We start from the raw sequence: 21,222 nt of genomic DNA, 5'->3' as shown, positions 1-21,222 counted from the left end.
CCACGCCCAAGCCATTTGCCGAGGCCAAGACCGACGTCCTGACCGCCGTGAACGAGCAGAAGAAGAACGCTGCCGTGGAAGCGTGGGGCGACAAGCTGGCCGCCGATATGAAACTGGAATACATCGACCTGAACTGGAAGGCCGAAGACCCCACCGTCGCCAAGGTCGCGGGCCAGAACATTCCTTACTCGGAAGTGATCGGACAGGTGGTGGGCAACCAGCAATTCACCGGACTCTTGCAGCAGGTTCCTGCCGATCAGGCCGCGCAACTGGTGAACGGTATCTTGAAACCGCAGGTGGTTCAGAGCCTGATTCAGGGCTACGCCGCCCGCAAAGTGGCGCAGGATCAGAAGTTGCCTCTGGCTGGAACGCGGCAGGAATTGGCCGCCGCACTCACCGCCTACGGTGCGCGTGATGTGAAAGTGACCGACGCCGACGTGCAGAAGTACTACCAGGAGAACATCAAGCAGTTTGAATCGCCTGCCAGCGGCACCGTGACCGAAGCCAGCTTCAAGGACAAGGCGCAGGCCGTGGCCTTCCGCGCAGGCTGGGCGGGCGGCAACTTTACGCAGGCTGCCACCAAAGCGGGCGGAACCGTCAGCGAGCGCGGAGCCGTGACCGGTGGCGACGGCAAACTGGGCGAGGAACTCAATGCCGCCGTCTTTACGGCCAAGACCCTGAAAACTGCTGGAGAAGGCAGCCTCAGCGACGTGGTACAGGTCGGTACGCGCTACTCGGTGGTCTACGTGACCGACCTGAAACGCGCCGCCACTCAGCCCCTCAGTGCCGTTCGCAGCCAGATCGAGCAGCAGGTGTTGGGCACCAAAAAGAATGAAGTGGGATCGGCTTACGTTGCCAAACAGGTCGCGGCCCTCAAGCCCACCGACAACCTGAAGACCATTCTGGCCGCCCAGGAAAAGCGTGTGACGGCAGCAACGCCCAAGCCCGCAACTCCGGCAACGACCCCGGCCACGGGCACGGATGCCCCGGCAACCACGCCTGCCACTCCTGCCACAGAGACCCCGGCTACAGAAACTCCAGCCACTCCCGCAGACAAGTAAGCTTCTCTCTCAAAATCTTCTTTTAAGATCGGGCGGCCCCATCGTGTGGGCCGCCCGATTGGTTTGGATGAAGCCAATCCGTGGCTACCCCGTCATGCACAACAATCAGTGCATCGACTTGCCCCTGCGCCATTCAGCCCACGCTCTGCCCTGCCCCGGCCCGCTAGAATCGCTGACATTATGTCGTCTGTGATGCCGCGAGTCTTTTCTGGAATTCAGCCCACGGGTGATCCCCATATCGGGAACTACTTCGGGGCCATGAAAAATTACGTGAAACTGGGCGACCAGCTGGGCAAGAACTCCATCTACTGCGTGGTAGACCTGCACGCGCCGACCAACCCCAGCGCCTACGACCCCAAATTTCTGGCCCAGCGCACCTTCGATATGGCGGTGGCAAATATGGCGGTAGGTCTAGACCCCGAAAAAGTCATCTTTTTCGTGCAGTCGCATGTGCCCGAGCATACGCAACTGGCATGGCTTTTTACGGTGATCACGCCGGTGGGCGAGCTGGAGCGCATGACCCAGTACAAAGACAAGGCCGGAAAGCTGGAAAGTACCCCGGCGGGCCTGTTGATGTATCCCGTGCTTCAGGCCGCCGACATCCTGCTGTACAAGGCCGACACCGTGCCCGTAGGTGAGGATCAGGTGCAGCACATCGAACTGACCCGCGAGATTGCCCGCAAGTTTAACCATGCCTTTGGCGATACGTTTCCAGAACCGAGAGCCGTACTGGAAAAAGACGCCCTGCGGATTCCGGGGCTGGACGGCTCGGGCAAGATGAGTAAAAGCAAGGGCGAGGCCACCACCATCGGCATTCTGGAACCGCTGGATTCCATCTGGCAAAAGCTGCGGGTGGCCCCCACCGACCCCGCCCGCGTGCGCCGCACCGACCCCGGCGACCCCGACAAGTGCCTGATCGGGGATTACCACAAGCTGTTCAGCGATCTGCCCACGCTGGAAACCGTGTACAGCGGCTGCCGCACTGCGGGGATTGGCTGCGTGGACTGCAAAAAGCTGTTGCTGGGCAGCATGACGCAGGAACTGACGCCCATTCAGGACCGCGCCGCCGCCCTGCGTGCCGACCCCGACTTTGTGCGCGACGCCCTGTCGCAGGGCGCAAAAGAAGCCCGGGCCATTGCCCAGCCCGTATTTGAAGAGGCGCGGGAGAAGGTCGGATTTCTGAAGCTGTGAGTGGGATGTGGAATAGAGGGAGTGGAGTGTGGGCGCGGCGCTAGCCTCACCCCTCCCCCAGACCGGTTTTGCCGTGCAGCTCCCGTGTTTTTCGGGCACGCTGGCAGAACTGGCCTCGGCCCTGCGCTCTGGCCGGGTCGCGCCCCCGCAGGTGCCACTGCTGACCCTGACGCGGGAAGTGCTGGCCTGGGCACAGGGGTTTGGGGCACTGTACGCCGATGCCCAGCCCGATCTGCTGCCCACGCTGGCGGGCGTGATTGCCCTGAAAGCCCGCCTGCTGCTGCCCCAGCCTGCGCCCGAACCCACAGAGGAACCCTGGCCTGACGACCTGCTGGATGAACTGGTGGAAGGGGTGGAAGCCCTCGCTGAACTTGACGCATTGGTGGGCTTTTTATCGGCAAGGCGGCGCGAACGGGAAGGATTGATCGCCGCCCGCGCCGTGCCCGTGACCCTGCCACGCCGCGAACGCCCCCGTAACCCACAGGGCAGCCTCAACAAGCTGGTGCAGGCCGCGCAAAACGCCGTGCGTCAGGTTGAGGTGCCTCTGTTGGCCCGCGAACGCCTCACGCTGGCCGACGCTTTAGGGGCGCTGCGGGCCTTTGGGATTAGGCTTCGAACCTTTACTTTTCGGGGCATTCCAGCACAGAACTGGGGTGAACAGACCACCTATTTCGCGGCCCTGCTGGAAGGCGTCAAGGAGGGCCAGTTCAGCGTGCAGCAAGATGGCCTGAACGGTGAGATTCAGATCACGTCACATCTGGAAGAAGCCTGATCTGGGTTGTGGGCAGAAGGAAAATTCAGGCCCAGCACTTCTGAACCAGCGCCCTCAGGTCTGGTCGTCTACTGCTGCTCCATCGGCGGCGCGGGCCACGGCGTCCATGCCTGCGCGGGCAGCGCTCTCGCTGGAATAGGTTTCGCTGGTGCCGATGACCTGCCCATTGCGGGCCGTCAGGCTAAAGCGCAGGCCGCTATCGCTCAACACATATCGGCTGGCATCTCCGGCATTTGCCTGCACCGATTCCACGCCGTTCATGGCCCCGGCTCTGGCGGTATACCGCTCGCTGGTCAGCACGATCTGGCTGTTGCCCGCGTGCAGATTGAACATGAATTGGTCGCCACTGCGCTTTACCACGAACTTTCCAGCCATGTCTGAACCCCCGGAGATGTGATTTTTCTCACTCTACATCTTTTGAGGCACAAGTTGGGGGGGCAGCACACCCGGCGCTGCCCCCCAACCTGTGTGGCCCTTAAGACATGAGTTCTTGGCGGGTCTTGCTCAGATAGACCGCCACTTCATCGGCGCTGCGAACATCGGTCAGGTTGACGTAGTGATGCTCACCGTCAGGACTGTCGGATTTGGTCAGCTTGATGCGGTCGCCGTCGAGATGATCCACGGTGCCCACATGCTCGCCGTTAATGTCCTTGACCTGCAGGTGCTCGGTAATCTGGGCACGCAAGCTTTCCATAGCCTTATCGTCGAGAGTCTGCAGATCGCTGTCGGTCATGGTCTGGTCGTTTCCGGTCATAAGAACCTCGCTTTCGCCCGTGCTGGCGCGTTGTTCCTATGGGACGCCCGACAAGTGGGAAGGGCATGAGCAACAGGCGAAGACCCGCTGATGCTTGTCTGACGGTTTCCTGATGCTTGACAGGACTGCCGTTCGACCCTCACCCTTCTCGCCGCTTCTCTGTTCATCTCAGACAACGGCTCCTACGTGTATGAGGAGCCGTCATTGGTATAGGTCAACCTATGAACGGGCGAACGCGGCAGCAGCCTGCACCTGCTCGGCACTGGGCCGAATCCCCGTGTACAACACGAACTGTTCGAGCGCCTGCAACGCTATGACCTCTGCCCCGGTGATCACGGGTTTGCCCTGTGCGCGGGCTGCCCGGATCAGCGGCGTTTCGGCGGGAAGGGCCACCACATCGAACACAGCTACTGCCCCCGCGATCTGGGCCGGGGTAAAAGCAACCGCCGCCGCTTCCGGGCCGCCCGCCATGCCGATGGGGGTCACATTGATCAGCAGTTGGGCTTCTTCTGGGGGCGGTTGCCAGTGCTCCGGCTGCCACATGAATTGGCCGTGCTGATGACCCAGGTCGTGGGCCAGTGCCCGCCCCGCTACCTCGTTGCGGGCCAGAATGGTGCCGGAACTGAATCCGGCGTCGCGCAGGGCAAACGCCACCGCCCGCGCCATGCCGCCGCTGCCACGCAACACGAACCGCAGGGCCGGGTCAAGCTGGTGCTGGGCCAACAATTGCCGCACCGCCAGATAATCGGTGTTGTAGGCGTGCAGCACGCCACCTTCATTCACGATGGTATTCACCGATTGCAGCACGGCGGCGGAAGCATCCAACCGGTCCAGGTAAGGAATGCAGGCTTCTTTGAAGGGCATAGACACCGCGCACCCGCGAATGCCCAGCGCCCGGATTCCGGCGACGGCGGCGGGCAGGTCGGTGGTGGTGAAGGCCTTGTACACGAAATCGAGGCCCAACGCGCCGTACAGGTGGTTATGAAAGCGCGTGCCGAAGTTGCCGGGGCGAGCCGATAGGCTCATACACAACTGCGTGTCTTTGCTGATCGGCGGCTGGCTCGGCCCGCGCTGCGCGGTCATCCGGCCAGCCCCAGCATCAGGTTCAGGTTCTGCACGGCGGCCCCACTGGCTCCTTTGCCCAGATTGTCGAGGCGGGCGGCCAGCAGCACGCGGTTCCCATCTCCGCTGGCATACACGAACAATTCCAGATCATTGGTGCCGTTCAGCGTCTGGGGATCCAGAATGGCTGGATTCTGGGCAGGCGGCACCACCCGCACGAACTTCTGGCCCGCATAGTGGTTCATCAGGGCGGCGTGAATCTGCTCGGCACTGAGGCCCAGTTCTTCCAGATGCAGCGGCACGGTGACGGTCATGCCCTGCGCCCACGCGCCCACGTTGGGCACAAAAATAGGCGTGCGGGTCAGGCCGCCGTAGCGCATCATCTCGGGAAGGTGCTTGTGATCGAGCGTGAGGCCGTAGCTCAGGAACTCGCCGCGCATGGGGTGAGGCTGATCCTGCTCGTGGGCATCGACGAGGGCGCGGCCTCCACCGCTGTAGCCGCTGTAGCCCTGAATATGCACCGGATGGTCGGAAGGAAGCAGGCCCGCCGCCGTGAGGGGCGCAAGCAGCGCAATCGCGCCCGTGCTGTAGCAGCCGGGATTGGAGACGAACCGGGCCGTACGGATGCGCTCGGCCTGGCCCACATTCAGTTCGGGAAAACCGAAGGCCCAGCCCGCGTCTACCCGGTGCGCGGTGCTGGCGTCCAGCAGGCGGGCCTGCGGATTGGTGGTCAGCGTTACAGCTTCGCGGGCGGCGTCATCGTGCAGGCACAGAATGCTCAGGTCGGCGGCGTTCAGCAGTTCGGCGCGGGCCTGCGGGTCTTTGCGGCGGGCCGGGTCGATGCTCAGCACCTCAAGGTCGGTGCGGCCTGCCAAACGTTGCCGAATTTGCAGACCCGTGGTTCCGGCCTCGCCATCTATGAAAATCTTGGGTGTTGAAGTGGATGTCATAAGTTCTCCTGCATGGCTTGCGCTCGCCATTCACTGTGAAGCAGCCCATAAACAGCGTCGTCCGTCCACTCTCCCCGGTGCCAGTAGCTCTGGCGGGTGGTGCCCTCATGCCGGAATCCGGCCCGGAGCAGCAGGGCGGCGGCGTGGTTGCGCGGGTCGATGCTGGCATAGACGCGGTGCAGCCCCCGAACACCGAATAAATGCTCCAGCACCAGCCTCAGCCCCTGCGACGCGAGGCCGCGTCCCTGTGCTGGCGGTGCCAACGTCACGCCCAGTTCGGCCTGCTGGCCCAGACCGCGCACGGCGAAATCTCCCAGCAGTTCATCGGTCTGGGCATCGGCAAGGGCCACCTGCGTCCAGCCGTCCTGCCCCAGAGTGCGGCCCTGCATGGCCGTGACCAGAGCTTCGGCGTCGGCCAGCGTGTACGGCAGCGCCCAGCCCTGATAGAGCGCTACAACGGGATGGTTGCGGTAGGCGCACAGGGCCGGGGCATCGGCAGGAAGGAGAGGGCGAAGAAGGGGGCGGAGCATGGGGGAAGCGTATCAAGTGGGAAGGGCAACACCTCAGCGTCCACCACTCTTTTCCCAGTGCCTACTCCCCACAACCTACAACCCATCCCCTACCAACGCGGTTTGGTCGCCCCCAGCAGGTGATACATCAGGGCTTTCTGGGCGTGCAGGCGGTTTTCGGCCTGATCGAAGACGCGGCTCTTGGGGTGCTCGGTGGCTTCCGGCACGGTTTCTTCACCGTAGTGGGCGGGCAGGCAGTGCAGGAAAATGCCGTGTGGTGCGAGCGTATCCAGCATCTGCGGCGTGACCTGATAGCCCTGAAAAGCGCGGCGGCGAATATCGGCCTCGGCTTCCTGTCCCATGCTGATCCACACGTCGGTATACAGCACGTCTGCGCCCTCGATGGCCCCCAGATCGTTGGTCAGGGTTACGTTCGCGCCGCGCTTCACGGCGTCCATCAGCACTGCGCCGTTGGGTTCGTAGCCCACCGGGGTGACGATGGTGACTTCTGTTCCGGTCAGGATGCCCATGTGAATGTGGCTGTTGGCGAGGTTGTTGCCGTCTCCGATGTACACCACGCGCTTGCCCCTCAGATCGGTGCCGAATTCCTGCTCGATGGTCTGATAATCGGCCAGCAGTTGCGCCGGGTGCAGCATGTCCGACAGCCCGTTGATGATTGGAATGGAGGCGTGGTCTGCAAGTTCATGCAGGGTCTGCTGGAGATACACGCGGCCCATCACGCCATCGACCCAGCGTTCCAGATTGCGGGCCACATCCGATACGCGCTCGCGGGTGCCGAGGCCGATTTCGGCGTTGCTGAGCGTGATGGCATGCCCACCAAGCTGATACATCCCCACGTCGAAGGTGGTGCGGGTTCGCAAGCTGGCCTTCTCGAACACCAGCGCCATGCTGAGGCCCGACAGCGGTTTCACGCCGCGCCACTCGCCCCGGCGCATCGAATGGGCGGTGTCCATGACCACGCGCAATTCAGCCGCGCTCATATCCAGATTGCTCAGGAAGTCGCGGCCTGCCAGCACGGGGGCGGGCAAGCTTTCAGGCGTGTGCAGAAAGGGAGCCGCAGCCTGAGCAACCGCTGCTGGGGCTGCCTTCTTGCCTGCTTTACCCGACTGTTTCGTTGTGTTGGTGGCCTTGCTGTCCTTCGGCATAGACGGGGAGTATACAGGAAGATTATGCATTCTGGTTGCATTTAATTGCAGCGAAGGCCGTATTAGGCAATTCGGCCTCTAGCCTCTGCCGCGTGAAGGCCGTTAGGGTAACGCCATGTTGAATGTTGATGTGCTGGGCCGCCCCGCCGAGGACAATGCGCTGTGGGCCACGCTGGACGGTGGGCAGAGCCAGACCCGGCTGCTGCTGGACTGCGGCGCGGGCACGCTGGACGCCGTACCGTTCGGCCATTTGCAGGCGGTAGACGCGGTGCTGTTTTCGCACTTGCACATGGATCATGTCGGCGGGTTCGATGGGCTGTTTCGCGCTCTTTTTGATCGGCCAGCGGCGGCCACGGCTGGAAATCAGGTGTGGGGACCGCCGGGAACAGCCCGGATTCTGTCTCACCGATTCCGGGGTTACTGGTGGAACCATGCCCCCGAGTTGCGCGGCGTCTGGCACGTCCACGACGTACACGAGCACCACATTCACTCCTACCGCTTTGATGCCCACGAAGCCTTTGAAGTGGCGCACGACGAGGGGCAGCGAGCACACGGCGGGCTGATTCTGGAAACGCCGCAATTCAGCGTAGAAGCCCTGCCACTGCACCACCACGGCGTGAGCTTGGGCTATGTGGTGCGCGAGGCGGGCCGAATGACCGTGAACACGGGCGCACTGGCCCAACTTGGCCTGAAACCGGGCGCATGGCTGGCACAACTGAAAGCTGGGGCAGAGGGAATACTGGACGTCAACGGCGTGCCGCACGATGCCGCCGCCCTCAAAGCACACCTGCTTCAGCACACGCCGGGGCAGAGTTTTGCCTACCTCACCGACTTTCTGCTGACGCCCGCCGAACGGGAACGGCTGGCCCCCAGGCTGGCAGGCGTGCAGACGTTGTATCTGGAAGCGCAGTATCTGCCCGAAGACGCGGCTCTGGCTGAGCGCCACCATCACACCACCGTAGAGCAGGGCGCGGCACTGGCAGCCGCAGCGGGCGTGGAGCAGTTGGTGTTGCTGCACCTCTCGCGCCGCTACCGCCCAGAGCGCTGGCCCGAATTTTTGGCGGCGGCGCGGGCCATCTTTCCGGCCACCAGTTTTCCGGCGGGCTGGCCGGATGAGCCTGATCCAAACTCAGCCTAAAGCCAGTGCCCTACAGCTTCCGCCCTCTTCCCACCCGGCCCACCGAGTACCCTAGTTTCCATGACGCTCGCCCTCTTCGATTCGCATATGCATACGCCGCTGTGTGGGCACGCGGCAGGCACGCCCACCGAATACGCGCAGGCGGCGCTGGACGCGGGCCTCAGCGGGGTCTGTTTTACCGATCACATGCCCATGCCCGCCTGGTACGACGCGCCGTGGCGCATGCAGCAAGGCCAGTTGCAGGAGTACATCGACAGCGTTCTGGCTGCCCGCGAAGCCTTTGCAGGGCGGCTGGAAGTGCGGCTGGGGCTGGAGGCCGACTATCATCCCGGCACCGAACGCTTTGTCGAAGGCGTGCTGGAAGCTCATTCCTGGGATTACGTGATCGGCAGCGTGCATTACATCGGCGCGTGGGGCTTCGATAACCCGGAGTTTGTGGCCGAATACGACGCCCGCGATCTGGGCAGCCTCTACCGCCACTATTACGCGCTGATGGAAGGCGCGGCCCGCACCGGACTTTTTGACGCGCTGGGCCACTTCGATCTGCCCAAAAAATTCGGGCACCGCGACCCAGACGGCTACGCGGCCCTGCACGCGCTGGACGTGGTGGCCGAACGTGGCCTGAGCCTCGATTTCAATACCGCAGGCTGGAGAAAACCCGTGCGCGAAGCCTACCCCGCCCCCGACCTGACCCGCGCCGCCGCCGAACGGGGCATCGGCTTTGTGCTGGGCAGCGACGCCCATAGCCCGCAGGAAGTGGGCTACCACTTTACCGAGGCCCTCAAGCAGATTCACGATGTGGGGGGCCGCGTGGTGAACTACGCAGGCCGGGTGCGTCATGGCTGAGCTGGAATTGCCGGGGCTGGAAGACGTGCAGGTTTCGCGCAAGGCACTGATCAACGTGCTGAAGACCACCGCCGACCTGCTGGATTTGCTGGGGCAGGAGGTGTTCCGGGCCAATGCCTACCGGGGCGCGGCCCGCAGTCTGGAGGCGCTGGACACCGAAACCGCCGACTTGGTGGCCTCCGGCTTCGCGGGCGTGCCGAAAGTGGGCAAAAGCATCGCCGCCGAACTGCTGGCCTATGCCGAGTGCGGCACCTTCGCGCCGCTGGAGGACGCCGCCAGCCAGATTCCGCCGGGGGTACTGGGGCTGTTCCGGGTGCGGGGGCTGGGGCCAAAGAAAATCCGTGCCCTGTGGGACGCCGGAACCGACTCGCTGGAAAGCTTGCGTGAGGCGGCTCACAACGGGCAACTGGCTTCCCTGAAAGGCTTCGGGGCCAAAAGTGCGGCCACTATTCTGGCAGCGGTGGATTTTGCCCTGGCCGCGCAGGAGAGGCAGCACCTCAGCACCGGGCGGGATGTGGCCGAGGCATTGGCCGCACGCCTCAGCGGGCTGGAGGCCCACATCTCCGGCGACGTGCGGCGGGGTCTGGACACGGTTCGGAGTGCCCGAGTCACTGTGACCGCCACCCCCGAAGACATCGCGGCGCGTCTGGCAGGCTGGGTCGAAGACCTCTCGCCAGTGAAAAATAAACCGCTGCTGGCAGGGCGGATAGACGGCGTGCCCGTGGAAATCGCCTACAGCACCGCCGAGGCACGCGGCGCACTGGAAATGGTCATGGGCGGCAGCGCGGCCTACCGCGAAGAAGTGCGGGCAGAGGCGGCGGCACAAGGCTTTGACCTCAGCGGGCGCGGGCTGCTGAAAGAGGGCCGCCTGATCGCCACCCCCACCGAGGCAGATGTGGCCCGCGAACTGGGCCTGCACCTGCGCCCCGCCGAGTACCGCGAACCCGAACACGACGGCCTCTGGCAAACACTTCCCGACCCCGCCGAACTGGTCACGGTGGCCGACCTGCGCGGCATGATCCACACCCACTCCACCTGGTCGGACGGGGCGGCCAGCGTGCGCGAGATGGCGGCGGCAGCCGTGGCGCTGGGGCACGAATTTCTGGGCACGGGCGACCACTCGCGGGCGGCGCACTACGCGAACGGCATGAGTCTGGAGCGGCTGCGGGCGCACATTCAGGAAGTGCGCGAGTTGCAGGCGGCGGGCGTCCCCGTGATCGCCGGGGCAGAGGTGGACATTCTGGACGACGGTTCGCTGGATTACCCCGACGAGGAACTGGCGGCGCTGGATTACGTGGTGGGCAGCGTTCACAGCCTCTTTACGATGGACCCCGTGCGCCAGACCGAACGGCTGGTGCGGGCCGCCTCTCACCCCCTGATCACGGTGCTGGGCCACCCCACGGGCCGCCTGCTGCTGCGCCGTCCGGGATACGCGCTGGATCTGGACGCCGTGCTGGGCGCGTGCGAGGCCAACGGCACGGTTGTTGAAATCAATGCCAACGCCTACCGCCTCGATCTGGACTGGCGCGACGTGCTGCGCTGGCGTGAGCGCCTGACCTTTGCCATCAACACCGACGCTCACGTTCCCGGCGGCCTGGCCGATACGCGCTACGGGGTGGCGGTGGCCCGCAAAGCTGGCCTGACTCCAGAAAAAGTGATCAATACCCTGAACCGCGCCGACTTTCTGGCGTTTGTGGCACGGCAGCGGGCAGCGCGGTCCACCTAGGCGAAGGCATCCTGTAACGAAGCTTCCTTTTGAGCCTCATTTTGTGCGTTCTGGCTTGACTTGAGCCACATCTCGCCCGATAGTGAACGCATCTTAAAAACAGCGCATCCTTAAGAAAAGTTTAAGGGGCGTGGCCGTTCAATCTTGCCCGAATAGGAAGATTGTGCAGGGGGATCATTCATGAACCGAACCAAGCTCAAGGTTTCTGCCGCTGCTATGCTCACTCTGACGGCCTGTCTGGCCTTTGCCCAGAAGGTGGAAAATCCGGTACCGATCGGCGTGGCTGTGGCTCAGACCAGCAACACGGCGCTGTTGGGACAGGAACAGGTCATCGGGGCCAAATTTGCCGAGAAGTTCCTGAATGCACGCGGCGGCATCAACGGTACACCTTTCAAACTGGTGTTTCAGGACGCGGCAGGCGACGAGAACAGCGCCATCAATGCCTTCCAGAACCTGATCACCAAGGAAAACGTGGTGGGTATTGTGGGGCCGACCCTGTCTCAGCAGGCCTTTGCCGCCGACCCGATTGCCGACCGTGCCAAGGTGCCGGTCGTGGGGCCAAGCAATACCGCCAAGGGCGTGCCGCAGATCGGGAACTACATTGCCCGCGTGTCGGCTCCGGTGGCTGTAGTGGCCCCCAACGCCATCCGCACGGCGCTTCGCCTTGATCCCAAAATCAAGAAGGTTGCTGTACTGTACGCGCAGAACGACGCCTTCTCGGTCAGCGAAACCGGAACCTTTCAGGAAACCGCCAAGGCTCAGGGCCTCACCCTCAGCACGGTGCAGAAGTTCCAGACCACCGACACCGATTTCACCACGCAGGTCACGGCGGTGCTGAATGCTGGAGTAGACCTCGCCATCGTCTCGGGCCTCGCAGCGGACGGCGGCAACCTCGTCAAACAGCTCCGTCAACTGGGCTACAAGGGCCTGATCATCGGCGGCAACGGCCTGAACACCTCCAACATGTTCCCGGTCTGTCAGAAACTCTGCGACGGGGTCATCATCGCGCAGGCCTACAGCCCCTCGCAGCCCAGCGCAGCCAATCAGGTGTTCGTGAAGGAATACCGCGCCCAGTACAAGAAAGATCCTCCGCAGTTTGCCGCGCAGGCTTACGCGGGCGTGCAGGTGTTCGTGGAAGCCCTGCGTGCCGTAGACCGCAAAAAGAAGCTGAACACCTGGGATCTGGACGACCTGCGGACCGAACTGAACAAGCAGATTCTGCTGGGCAAATACAACACGCCGCTTGGCCTGATTTCCTTTGACAAAGACGGTGAAGTGGTACAGAAAGACTTCTATGTGGCTCAGATCAAGATGAAAGATGCCAAGACTGGCTCGTTCGTCTTCTTGAAATAAGGCCGGATCAATTCAGATCGTCAGCGCCGCCCACATTCAGCAAAATCAGGGCTGAATGTGGGCGGCATAGTATTGATTGAGTGCAGCGGTCATTGATCACGTGAATCTGGAAAAGTCTTGATTTGATGAGCTTGGTGGGCCTGCAAGGAGAGCTTATGGAACTGAGTTCATTTGTACAAAACCTGATGAACGGGCTGGCAATCGGCAGTGTCTACGCCATTTTTGCGCTTGGATACACACTGGTCTTCTCTATTCTGGGCATCATCAACTTCGCACACGGGGCTGTTTTTACTCTGGGCGCGTACTTTACCTATACGCTGGTGGTCGGGCAATTTGAAAACAACGGCCTCCTGAAGGGCATCAATCTGTTTCCAGACGGCTCGCCTTTTTCGGGGAGTCCGGTGATGTTCGGCCTCGCCACCATTCTGGGCGCCTGTGCGGCGGGAGCCGTCGCGGTACTGATCGAGCGGTTGGCGTTCCGGCCCATGCGTTCACGCGGCGCTGATCCGCTGCTGGCATTGGTCAGCAGTCTGGGCGTGGCGCTGGTTGTCGTCAACCTGATTCAACTGCTGGTGGGCGCAGAAATCTACAACTTTCCTTCCGATGCCTACGGTGAGGTGCAGCCTGCCCTCAGCTTCAAAATAGGCGACAAGGTCGTCATTATCCGCACCGTACAGCTGATCATCTTTGCCGTCAGTCTGGTGATGCTGGCCGTGCTGGGCTACGTGATCGGGCGCACCAAAGTCGGCAAGGCGCTGCGGGCGGTGGCCGAAAGCCCCAGCACCGCGAGTCTGCTGGGCATCAGCGTCGACCGCTTTATCCTGATCACCTTTTTCCTGTCGGGCTTTCTGGGTGGGCTGGCAGGGACATTGGTGGGTACGGCTTTCGGCGTGGCAGGGCCATATTTTGGTGTCGTCTACGGCCTCAAGGGACTGGCCGTGATCGTGCTGGGCGGGTTGGGCAGCATTCCGGGTGCGGTGGCGGGCGGCCTGGTCATCGGTCTGGCCGAAGCCTTTGTGCCCGCCGAGTACAGCGCCTACAAAGACGCAGTGGCTTTTGCCCTGCTGTTCGTCATTCTGCTGGTGCGTCCTCAGGGACTTCTGGGCCGCAACCTGATTCAGAAGGTGTAGGACATGGCTCCTTCATCCTTGTGGGGAAGGCTGAAATTTGTAGGGCTGCACAGCAGAGGGGGAAAACAGGCATGTCATCCGAATTGGCGATTACGATTTCACAGCGGTACCTAGGTCATCCATGAGCGACTTTCTACAAAGTTACGGCTTTTTGCTGGTCACGCTGATTCAGGCCGGACTGCTGGGCCTCAGTCTGTATTTTCCGCTGATGGCTGGGCAACTGAGCCTTGCCAGCCCCGGCTTCTATGCGCTGGGCGGATATGTGGCGGCCATCATGCTGACCAATCCGGCCTTCGCTGGCCTGCGCGACACGCTGGGAAACGGGATATTCCCACTGACCTGGCTGGCGGCGGGCCTGCTGTGCGCTCTGGCAGGCGTGATCGTGGGCGTTCCGGCACTGCGGCTGCGCGGCATCTATCTGGCGCTCGCCACCATCGCCTTCATTGAAATCCTGCGTGTGGTGGCCCTGAACCTGAGCATCACCGGTGGAGCCATCGGCATTTTCGGCATTCCGCAGACCTTCGGCTTTCAGGACCGCTGGCAATACCTGCTGATTTTCGGGCCGATGCTGCTGCTGGTGCTGGCTTTCACCTATATGCTCCAAAAATCACGTGTGGGCCGTGCTTTCCGGGCCATTCGGGAAGATGAACTGGCGGCGGACGCAATGGGCGTGCCGCCAACCCAATACAAGGTGCTGGCCTTCGTGATCGGGGCCGTCATCGCAGGCATCGTCGGGTCCATGAGTGCGCCGTTTCTGAACACCTGGAATGCCAAGCAGGGCACCTTCGACGCCTCGATTGCTATCCTCGCCTTCGTGCTGATCGGCGGTTCGCGCAGCATGTGGGGGCCGGTGGTGGGCGGGGCACTCCTGACCGCCGTGCCGGAACTTCTGCGTTTCTTGCAGGACTGGCGTCTGGTCATCAACGGCCTCGTGTTGGTGGTGGCCAGCCTGTATCTGCCGCAGGGCATCGTGGGTGCACTGGGCAAACTCCGCAGATCGCCGCCCCCATCCCGCCCACCTGTGGCCCCCACCACCGACGCCAAAGGGGGCACACCATGACCGCTTCTCTGCCCAACAGCACACCCAAAACCGCCTCCAGAACGGTACTGGAAGCCCGCAACATGACCCGGCGCTTCGGCGGCCTCGTGGCCGTCAACGACGTGAGTTTCGACGTGCGCGAGGGCGAGATTTTTGGGCTGATCGGGCCGAACGGGGCAGGCAAGACCACCCTGTTCAATCTGATGACTGGCCTGACGCCGCCCAGCAGCGGCACCCTGACCTATGAAGGCCGCCCCGTGCTGGGCCTCGCGCCGCACCGGGTCGCCGCACTGGGCATGAGCCGCACCTTTCAGAATATCCGGCTGTTCAGGGCACTTTCGGCGCTGGAAAACGTGAAGATCGCGCAGCATACACGCACCCATGCCGGGCTGTGGCGCGGGATCTTCGGGGCCAACCGCGCCGAGGAAATGCAGGTGGAGCGGCGTGCCTGGGAGTTGCTGGACCTGGTGGGCCTGTCCGACCGGGCCGGGGAGGAGGCCGGGAACTTCAGCTACGGCGATCAGCGGCGTCTGGAGATCGCCCGTGCGCTGGCGACCGAACCCCGCGTGCTGCTGCTGGATGAACCTGCCGCCGGGATGAACACCTCCGAGAAAGGGAGCCTGACCACCTTTATCCGGGAAGTACGCGACCGCTTCGACCTGACGGTGATGGTCATCGAACATCATGTGCCGCTGGTGATGAACCTGTGTGACCGGGTAGCCGTCCTGAACTTTGGGCAACTGATCGCCATGGGCGACCCGGCAAGCGTGCAGCGTGATCCCAAAGTCATCGAAGCGTATCTGGGGGGCGAATGACACTGCTGAGCATTGAGAATATGAGCGTGAATTACGGCGCGATTCAGGCGGTGCGTGACCTGAGCGTGACCGTGAACGAGGGCGAGGTCGTGACCCTGATCGGGGCCAACGGTGCGGGCAAAACGACCACGCTACGGGCCGTGTCGCGCCTGCTGAAGCCGGTAGCGGGCCGAATTACCTTCATGGGCCGCGACATTACCCGGCTGCCCGCCGACGAAGCCGTCAAGCTGGGCATCGCGCAGAGTCCGGAAGGGCGGCAGGTGCTGGCCCGCCAGAGCATCCAGGACAACCTGGAGCTGGGCGGCTACACCCGCAGCAACGCCGAGGTGAAGACCGACATAGAACGGATGTATGGCCGTTTTCCCCGCCTGGGTGAACGCCGAAACCAGATGGCTGGAACGCTGTCGGGCGGAGAGCAGCAGATGCTCGCCATTGCCCGCGCCCTGATGAGCCGTCCCAAACTGCTGCTGCTGGACGAACCCAGCCTCGGCCTCGCGCCCATCATCGTCCGCGAAATCTTCGACATCATCCGCGAGCTGAACGCGCAGGGCGTGACGATTTTGCTGGTCGAACAGAATGCGCGGCTGGCGATGCAGAGCAGTCACCGCACCTACGTGCTGGATGCAGGCCAACTGACCTTGCAGGGCAACAGTGCCGAACTGGTCAGCGATGAGCGGGTCTTGCAGGCCTATCTGGGAGGCTAGAACCAACTCCTCTGAGGGCCAGCAAAGACGGGCGCGACAATCCCCCTCACAGGATTGCCGCGCCCATTATTTGTCGCAATTTGAATCTGACTTCAACACAGATTCCGTACTGCTCTCAGAACTGCACTACTGCACACCGTTGTTCAGCGGGTGCCGAATTCCTGCGCCCAGTAGGTGCCGTAGGTGCTGCCCGTCCGGTAGGTGTAGCCCGCGCCCATTTCCTTGAACTTGGGGTCCATCAGGTTCTTGCAGTGGCCGGGGCTATCGATCCAGCCCTGCACGACGTTCTGAATGGTGTACCCAGCAGCGATGTTTTCGCCCAGCGTGAGCCAGCCCGTGTAACCTGCGGCCTCTGCACGCATAGAAATCGTGCTGCCCTCGGGCGAGACGTGGGCGAAGTAGTTACGGGCGGCCATATCCGCCGTGTGGGCGCGGGCTGCTCCCGCCAGAAAGCCGTTCCAGGTCAAGGGCGTCGTGGCCGCGTAAGCCACGTCTCCGCAGGTGCGGGCCACGGCGCGGGCGGCGTTCACTTCCCGCAGCACCTGGGCCTCCTCAGCACTCATGGTCTGGCTTCCGGCATCCTGAGCTTTCGGGGTTGTGGCGGGCACAGTGGCCTGGGGCGTCGGGATAGGTGCTGTGCTGCCACCGCAGGAAGTGAGGGCAGCGGCTCCAATGATGGTCAGTGTGAGGGCAGTCAGACGTGCAACTTTGATCTGGAGCATCAGGGTGTTCCTTTGTCGCACTGAGAGGATGCTGTGCGGTTGAAGTGCCCCTACTCTAGAAATTGCATGCTGTCAGACCGCTCACAGGATCAATCATTAATGTCACAGAGCCGGCAATTCCGGCCTTGATGTGAAAAAACCCTCACCAAATCCCCAGACGGGGGTATGCCCACACCCATAATTTCCCTCAGATCGCCTCAAGGTCCCCCCGCTGACAGAAAGTAAGTCCTAGTGGGCAGGCCGTCTTTAGCCTCAATTCACCTCCAACTGTCCAGCCGACCTGTTATATACGGACAACTTCGAGTTTACAGTCCAATCTGACGCTTAAATTAAGATCCTGATCGACTGATAGATCTGATAAAAAGCCTCCCCGGTCTGAAAAAGACAGGGCAGGCTTCAAGAAACTTCTTTCAGGTCTGGGACACTCTCATCCAGATCCCGTGAGGTGACCGCACCCCAAAGAACCTCATCAGCGGCGCGTCCACCTCACGCAGACCATTTTCTTTTCGTCTCAGCTTTTGGGAATGTCTATGTCGAACAGGGCACGCACGAATTCCTGACTGTCGAAAGGTTGTAAGTCGCCTGCCTGCTCGCCCACACCAATGAATTTGATGGGCACGCCCAGTTCACGCACGATTGGAATCAGAATGCCGCCCTTGGAGGTGCCGTCCAGTTTGGTCACGATAACGCCTGTGAGCGGCGTGGATTCATGAAACTTTTTGGCCTGCTGCAAGCCGTTTTGCCCGGTCACGGCGTCCAGCACCAGCCAGACTTCGCTGGGTTCGCCGGGGTCGGCCTTTTCGATCACCCGGCGCACCTTCTTCAGTTCTTCCATCAGGTTGTGCTTGTTGTGGAGCCGCCCCGCCGTATCCACAAACAGTAGATCGGTGCCGCGTGCCGTGCGGGCTGCTGCGCCGTCGAAGGCCACCGCCGCCGGATCGCTGCCCTCTGCGCCCTGCACCACCGGAATGCCGAGGCGCTCGCCCCACACGCCCAACTGTGCGCCTGCTGCCGCCCGGAAGGTGTCTCCGGCAGCAAACATCACGCTTTTGCCCCGGGTCATGTAGTACTGGCCCAGCTTGGCAATCGTGGTGGTTTTGCCCACCCCGTTGACCCCGATGACCATGATGACGTGCCCCTTGGGATCTACACGGCCCCGGCTGGCGTCAGGCGCAAAACCCAGCTTGCGGAACTCGGCGCGGCGGGCATCGGGTTCAAGTTGCAGCGTCAGGGCTTCCATCAGCGCTTCTTGCAGGTTGGTTTTCTCGCTGCGCTTGATATCTTCCAGAATTTCCTCGGTGGCGGCGCGGCCCACGTCGGCGGCAATCAGGGCATATTCGAGGTCCTCGATGGAGTCCAGACGGTTGGTAAACACGTCACGCACATCGTTGCCGAGAAATCCGGCGGTGTCATTGATCTGCTTGCGCGTTTTGCTGAGGCCGTCGCGCAGACGCTCCAGCCAACTCATGCCTGCACCACGAAGAAGGTGTGATTGGGAAGAAGAAAAGACAGCATGGCTCTACGATAGCGCGGCCTGCTCCAGTCAACCGGAATGCTGGCCCCTCGCTTCGCGCACCAGCAGCAGCTTCAGCGTACTCAGGCGGCCTTTGCTGAAGACGCCCTTGATCAGCACGCGCTTCCCGGCAGCCAGCACGGGGATATCCTGCCCGTACAGGTGCTCCAGTTCAGGGTTGCCCGTGATATCCACTTCCGTAAAGCGGTACTCCAGCGCCAGCAGATGCGCGTGCGCCTGCTCGCAGAGGTGACAACCGGGCCGGGAATAGAGGGTCAGTTCCGGCAGGACCAATTCTGGCGGCACGGCTCAGCTCCGAACGGGCGTCGGCACAGGCCGGGTCAGAAGCGCCATCGACTGCACCGGAGCGTACATATCGTTGGACGTGATCAGGTCGCCCACGCCCGAAAAGGTACGCAGCACCTGCCCGCCCTGCCGCACGGCAAAAATCTGCCCGTCGGAGGTGATCTGAAGCAGCCAGGGCGCGTCGGTGGGTTCGCCCACCAGGGTTTCGAGCGTGAAGGTCACGCCGGGCGTGCCGTCCACCTCGATCTTACGAATTTTGCGGGCCACTCCGTCCACGATATACACCGCGCCGTAACCGTCAATGCCCAGGCCGTCCAGCGGGCGCAGATTCTCGCTGTTGCGGTCGAGGCGGAAGGCATAGCGGCTGATGTACTCGCCCTGCGGCGTGAATCTCTGCACTTCGTTGTTGCCGCTGTCGAGGATGTACACGTGCCCATCGGGAGCGGCGACGATGGTACGCGGACGCTCGAAACGTCCCAGGCCCTGCCCGCGCCCGCCGAAGCGCCGCACGAATCGCCCATCCGGGGTATACACGTTGACGTGGTGGGCCTCGCCGTCCAGCACATACACGTGACCCTGGGCAACGGCAATCCCCACGGGTTGCAGCAGTTCGCCCTCGCCCAGGCCGTAGCTGCCGAACGCCAGAAGCTCGCGTCCATCGGGAGAAAGCTTGCGCACCAGCGCCCCTGTTTTGCCCTGACGGTATTCCAGCAGGGTCACGTACAGGTTGCCCTCGGCGTCGCCCGCCATCGCGTTGGGGGCGCTGGGCAGGTTGCCTTCCGCATTCCCCTGATCGCGCATGCTGACGCGCAATTTGCCCTTTAAATCCAGCAGACGCAATGTGCCGCGTTTTTCCTGCACACTCATCGCCAGCGTCACCGGATCGGAAAACACCTCGTCGGTCAGCACGCCAGCATCTATCCGGGCCATCACTTCATCCAGCGTGGGGCGCATGGCCGGGTCTTTTTCGATCATGTTGAGAATCAGGTCGTTCAGCTTGCCCGGCACCTCCAGGCGCACCTGCTTGGGCGGTTTGGGCGACTCGAAGACCTGCTGATGCACCACTGCTTCATAGCTGCCCTTGAAGGCGGTCTGCCCGGTGACCATCTCGTAGGCCAGCAGACCCAGCGAATAGACGTCGCTGCGGGCGTCCACGCGGTTGCCCTTGGCCTGCTCGGGGGCCATGTAGATTGGCGTGCCCACCCGCGCACCGGTCATGGTGAGGCGGGTCAGTACCTTGCCCACCGCAATTCCGAAATCCATGAGTTTGACGCCGCCTTCACGCAGTTGGCCCTCCACGAAAGCGTTTTTGACGACCATCACGTTGGCGGGCTTGATGTCACGGTGAACCACATTCTGCATGTGGATATGGCGCAGGGCATCGGCCAGAGCGCGGATCACCTGAGCGCCCTCCGAAAAGCTCATGGTCCGGCTCTCCAGTACGGCTTCCAAGCTCTCTCCGTCCAGAAACTCCATGGCGATGTAATGCTCAGGCGTCTGCATCCGGTAGTCGTAGACGCGTACCACGTTGGGGTGATTGAAGCGCTTGAGCACTTCGGCTTCCCGGTAGAAACGCTTGACGAATTTAGCGTCTGCGAGGTATTTCTCCTGCGGCACCTTCAGGGCCACGATACGCCCGTCCTGCCGCCTGCGGGCGCGGTAGACGCTGCCCATGCCGCCGATGCCGATCCGGTCCATCACCTCGTAATCCTGAAAACGAAGATCGGTGGCCGTCTGGGCCAGTGTGGCGCGGCGGGATGGTGGGGGTGCAGGCGGGGCTGTGCGCACAACCCGCACCGGCTGGGTGGGCTTGGGCGCAGGCCGCATCGACAGAGAAAATCCCCGTCCACCCAGCGTAAAGGCCGCGCCTCCCACCAGCACTGCCACGACGATCAGCACACCCTGGGCACGGTCGAGGCCCACAGCTCCATTGCCGGAGCCGACTGCCAACGCCACGATCAGAATGGCGATACCCACACTCAAAACGGCCACCAGCACAGCCAGAATCCGCTCGCTGGCCCGCACGGTCAGCAGCAGGCCGACCACGAACAGGGCGGTCAGCAGCAGCAGATTCAAAGGCCACCCCAGGCAGGACAACGGGCGAGTGGTAGGGGCAAAAAGGGCGTCATGTCCTCCTAGTTATACTGGACAGCCCTTGCGCTGAACTTACAGGAAGCTGCACCTGTCCATTGGAAAGAGCGGCAAAGTCCTGAACAGCCCTCTGAGCAAGAGAGTCGAAACGAATTGCGGCAGTTTTGCTCCCATCTACAGCTTCCGCCTTCATGTTAATAAATGGACATTCCCAAGCGAGACCGACCCTGGTTTTCAGGCAGGAGGCTGAGCAGAGAGGCAGGCGACTGTTTCAGATCTGACGGCCCTGGATCTATTGACCGCAGGCCACTTGGCATTCATGATCAGTCGAGCGTCATTGTGGCCCCAGCTCTGCAGCTCAGGCTGGAGGAGAT

21 protein-coding genes are annotated in these 21,222 nt (G+C 62.5%); 11 read left to right on the top strand and 10 right to left on the bottom strand.

The genetic code is table 11. The features are described 5' to 3' along the window. The 3 genes from F561_RS25120 to F561_RS0108450 form a co-directional block, all read left to right on the top strand. On the top strand, nucleotides 1-1,061 hold a 1,061-nt coding region (locus tag F561_RS25120), incomplete at its 5' end, for a peptidyl-prolyl cis-trans isomerase (protein WP_019009526.1). Nucleotides 1,062-1,253: 192 nt separating this feature from the next. Next, nucleotides 1,254-2,252 carry a tryptophan--tRNA ligase gene (gene trpS / locus F561_RS0108455; protein ID WP_026298723.1) on the top strand — a complete coding sequence of 333 codons (999 nt, stop codon included), beginning with the start codon at nucleotides 1,254-1,256 and terminating at the stop codon, nucleotides 2,250-2,252. A gap of 28 nt (nucleotides 2,253-2,280) precedes the next feature. Next, complete coding sequence (locus F561_RS0108450; RefSeq protein ID WP_019009524.1) at nucleotides 2,281-3,024, top strand: segregation and condensation protein A; 744 nt, start codon at nucleotides 2,281-2,283, stop codon at nucleotides 3,022-3,024. A 54-nt stretch (nucleotides 3,025-3,078) separates the two neighbouring features. Here the strand turns inward: F561_RS0108450 and F561_RS0108445 are convergent, their stop codons facing one another. From F561_RS0108445 to argF, 6 genes are all read right to left on the bottom strand, one after another. Beyond that, nucleotides 3,079-3,399, bottom strand: coding sequence for a YegP family protein (locus tag F561_RS0108445; RefSeq protein ID WP_019009523.1), 321 nt, complete (start codon nucleotides 3,397-3,399; stop codon nucleotides 3,079-3,081). A 100-nt stretch (nucleotides 3,400-3,499) separates the two neighbouring features. Continuing rightward, nucleotides 3,500-3,778, bottom strand: a complete 279-nt coding sequence (locus tag F561_RS25115; protein WP_019009522.1) for a DUF2171 domain-containing protein — start codon at nucleotides 3,776-3,778, stop codon at nucleotides 3,500-3,502. Between the two features lie 219 nt (nucleotides 3,779-3,997). Further along, entirely contained in the window at nucleotides 3,998-4,861 is an 864-nt protein-coding gene (locus F561_RS0108435; protein ID WP_019009521.1) for a shikimate 5-dehydrogenase, read from the bottom strand. Continuing rightward, a complete protein-coding gene (gene argC / locus F561_RS0108430) occupies nucleotides 4,858-5,790 on the bottom strand; it encodes an N-acetyl-gamma-glutamyl-phosphate reductase (RefSeq protein ID WP_019009520.1) in 933 nt (310 codons plus the stop codon). Before argC ends, F561_RS0108435 begins: the two co-directional genes overlap by 4 nt. After that, nucleotides 5,787-6,320, bottom strand: a complete 534-nt coding sequence (locus tag F561_RS0108425; protein WP_019009519.1) for a GNAT family N-acetyltransferase — start codon at nucleotides 6,318-6,320, stop codon at nucleotides 5,787-5,789. The genes argC and F561_RS0108425 overlap by 4 nt, the downstream gene beginning before the upstream one ends. An 89-nt stretch (nucleotides 6,321-6,409) precedes the next feature. Beyond that, nucleotides 6,410-7,465 (bottom strand): ornithine carbamoyltransferase, encoded by a 1,056-nt coding sequence (gene argF, locus F561_RS0108420; RefSeq protein ID WP_019009518.1) that lies wholly within the window; start codon nucleotides 7,463-7,465, stop codon nucleotides 6,410-6,412. 115 nt (nucleotides 7,466-7,580) lie between these two features. On the opposite strand from argF, the gene F561_RS0108415 reads away from it, so the two are divergent. The 8 genes from F561_RS0108415 to F561_RS0108380 all read left to right on the top strand — a co-directional run bounded on the left by F561_RS0108415 (nucleotide 7,581) and on the right by F561_RS0108380 (nucleotide 16,216). Next, entirely contained in the window at nucleotides 7,581-8,603 is a 1,023-nt protein-coding gene (locus F561_RS0108415) for an MBL fold metallo-hydrolase (protein ID WP_019009517.1), read from the top strand. Between the two features lie 60 nt (nucleotides 8,604-8,663). Beyond that, nucleotides 8,664-9,449 (top strand): histidinol-phosphatase HisJ family protein, encoded by a 786-nt coding sequence (locus F561_RS0108410; RefSeq protein ID WP_019009516.1) that lies wholly within the window; start codon nucleotides 8,664-8,666, stop codon nucleotides 9,447-9,449. Continuing rightward, nucleotides 9,442-11,175: a DNA polymerase/3'-5' exonuclease PolX gene (locus F561_RS0108405; RefSeq protein WP_019009515.1), complete on the top strand. Its 1,734-nt coding sequence runs from the start codon at nucleotides 9,442-9,444 to the stop codon at nucleotides 11,173-11,175. The genes F561_RS0108410 and F561_RS0108405 overlap by 8 nt, the downstream gene beginning before the upstream one ends. A 180-nt stretch (nucleotides 11,176-11,355) precedes the next feature. Then, nucleotides 11,356-12,528 carry an ABC transporter substrate-binding protein gene (locus F561_RS0108400; protein ID WP_019009514.1) on the top strand — a complete coding sequence of 391 codons (1,173 nt, stop codon included), beginning with the start codon at nucleotides 11,356-11,358 and terminating at the stop codon, nucleotides 12,526-12,528. Between the two features lie 155 nt (nucleotides 12,529-12,683). Continuing rightward, nucleotides 12,684-13,658: a branched-chain amino acid ABC transporter permease gene (locus F561_RS0108395; RefSeq protein ID WP_026298720.1), complete on the top strand. Its 975-nt coding sequence runs from the start codon at nucleotides 12,684-12,686 to the stop codon at nucleotides 13,656-13,658. A gap of 121 nt (nucleotides 13,659-13,779) precedes the next feature. Next, the gene (locus F561_RS0108390; RefSeq protein ID WP_019009512.1) at nucleotides 13,780-14,718 is read left to right on the top strand and encodes a branched-chain amino acid ABC transporter permease; all 939 of its coding nucleotides are present in this window, start codon (nucleotides 13,780-13,782) and stop codon (nucleotides 14,716-14,718) included. Beyond that, nucleotides 14,715-15,512 (top strand): ABC transporter ATP-binding protein, encoded by a 798-nt coding sequence (locus tag F561_RS0108385; protein WP_019009511.1) that lies wholly within the window; start codon nucleotides 14,715-14,717, stop codon nucleotides 15,510-15,512. The genes F561_RS0108390 and F561_RS0108385 overlap by 4 nt, the downstream gene beginning before the upstream one ends. Further along, entirely contained in the window at nucleotides 15,509-16,216 is a 708-nt protein-coding gene (locus tag F561_RS0108380) for an ABC transporter ATP-binding protein (protein ID WP_019009510.1), read from the top strand. The genes F561_RS0108385 and F561_RS0108380 overlap by 4 nt, the downstream gene beginning before the upstream one ends. A gap of 143 nt (nucleotides 16,217-16,359) precedes the next feature. On the opposite strand, the gene F561_RS0108375 is transcribed toward F561_RS0108380, so the two are convergent. The 4 genes from F561_RS0108375 to F561_RS0108360 form a co-directional block, all read right to left on the bottom strand. Beyond that, the gene (locus tag F561_RS0108375) at nucleotides 16,360-16,938 is read right to left on the bottom strand and encodes a CAP domain-containing protein (protein WP_019009509.1); all 579 of its coding nucleotides are present in this window, start codon (nucleotides 16,936-16,938) and stop codon (nucleotides 16,360-16,362) included. A gap of 511 nt (nucleotides 16,939-17,449) precedes the next feature. Further along, nucleotides 17,450-18,406 carry a signal recognition particle-docking protein FtsY gene (ftsY, locus tag F561_RS0108370; RefSeq protein ID WP_019009508.1) on the bottom strand — a complete coding sequence of 319 codons (957 nt, stop codon included), beginning with the start codon at nucleotides 18,404-18,406 and terminating at the stop codon, nucleotides 17,450-17,452. Between the two features lie 75 nt (nucleotides 18,407-18,481). Continuing rightward, the gene (locus tag F561_RS0108365) at nucleotides 18,482-18,757 is read right to left on the bottom strand and encodes a glutaredoxin family protein (RefSeq protein ID WP_019009507.1); all 276 of its coding nucleotides are present in this window, start codon (nucleotides 18,755-18,757) and stop codon (nucleotides 18,482-18,484) included. Between the two features lie 3 nt (nucleotides 18,758-18,760). After that, nucleotides 18,761-20,833, bottom strand: coding sequence for a protein kinase domain-containing protein (locus F561_RS0108360; protein WP_019009506.1), 2,073 nt, complete (start codon nucleotides 20,831-20,833; stop codon nucleotides 18,761-18,763). Nucleotides 20,834-21,222 lie beyond the last annotated feature (389 nt).

It is taken from the genome of Deinococcus aquatilis DSM 23025, from assembly GCF_000378445.1.
Lineage (GTDB): Bacteria > Deinococcota > Deinococci > Deinococcales > Deinococcaceae > Deinococcus > Deinococcus aquatilis.
The sequence above is the reverse complement of the archived record's forward strand: the minus strand, read 5'-3'. Positions and strand labels throughout refer to the sequence as shown.

What these genes read in the sequence shown, in the direction of transcription:
- trpS (WP_026298723.1), top strand. Translation starts at nt 1,254, where the DNA reads ATGCCGCGAGTCTTTTCTGGAATTCAGCCCACGGGTGATCCCCATATC.
- F561_RS0108445 (WP_019009523.1), bottom strand. Translation starts at nt 3,399, where the DNA reads ATGGCTGGAAAGTTCGTGGTAAAGCGCAGTGGCGACCAATTCATGTTC.
- F561_RS25115 (WP_019009522.1), bottom strand. Translation starts at nt 3,778, where the DNA reads ATGACCGGAAACGACCAGACCATGACCGACAGCGATCTGCAGACTCTC.
- F561_RS0108435 (WP_019009521.1), bottom strand. Translation starts at nt 4,861, where the DNA reads ATGACCGCGCAGCGCGGGCCGAGCCAGCCGCCGATCAGCAAAGACACG.
- argC (WP_019009520.1), bottom strand. Translation starts at nt 5,790, where the DNA reads ATGACATCCACTTCAACACCCAAGATTTTCATAGATGGCGAGGCCGGA.
- F561_RS0108425 (WP_019009519.1), bottom strand. Translation starts at nt 6,320, where the DNA reads ATGCTCCGCCCCCTTCTTCGCCCTCTCCTTCCTGCCGATGCCCCGGCC.
- argF (WP_019009518.1), bottom strand. Translation starts at nt 7,465, where the DNA reads ATGCCGAAGGACAGCAAGGCCACCAACACAACGAAACAGTCGGGTAAA.
- F561_RS0108415 (WP_019009517.1), top strand. Translation starts at nt 7,581, where the DNA reads ATGTTGAATGTTGATGTGCTGGGCCGCCCCGCCGAGGACAATGCGCTG.
- F561_RS0108410 (WP_019009516.1), top strand. Translation starts at nt 8,664, where the DNA reads ATGACGCTCGCCCTCTTCGATTCGCATATGCATACGCCGCTGTGTGGG.
- F561_RS0108405 (WP_019009515.1), top strand. Translation starts at nt 9,442, where the DNA reads ATGGCTGAGCTGGAATTGCCGGGGCTGGAAGACGTGCAGGTTTCGCGC.
- F561_RS0108400 (WP_019009514.1), top strand. Translation starts at nt 11,356, where the DNA reads ATGAACCGAACCAAGCTCAAGGTTTCTGCCGCTGCTATGCTCACTCTG.
- F561_RS0108395 (WP_026298720.1), top strand. Translation starts at nt 12,684, where the DNA reads ATGGAACTGAGTTCATTTGTACAAAACCTGATGAACGGGCTGGCAATC.
- F561_RS0108390 (WP_019009512.1), top strand. Translation starts at nt 13,780, where the DNA reads ATGAGCGACTTTCTACAAAGTTACGGCTTTTTGCTGGTCACGCTGATT.
- F561_RS0108385 (WP_019009511.1), top strand. Translation starts at nt 14,715, where the DNA reads ATGACCGCTTCTCTGCCCAACAGCACACCCAAAACCGCCTCCAGAACG.
- F561_RS0108380 (WP_019009510.1), top strand. Translation starts at nt 15,509, where the DNA reads ATGACACTGCTGAGCATTGAGAATATGAGCGTGAATTACGGCGCGATT.
- F561_RS0108375 (WP_019009509.1), bottom strand. Translation starts at nt 16,938, where the DNA reads ATGCTCCAGATCAAAGTTGCACGTCTGACTGCCCTCACACTGACCATC.
- ftsY (WP_019009508.1), bottom strand. Translation starts at nt 18,406, where the DNA reads ATGAGTTGGCTGGAGCGTCTGCGCGACGGCCTCAGCAAAACGCGCAAG.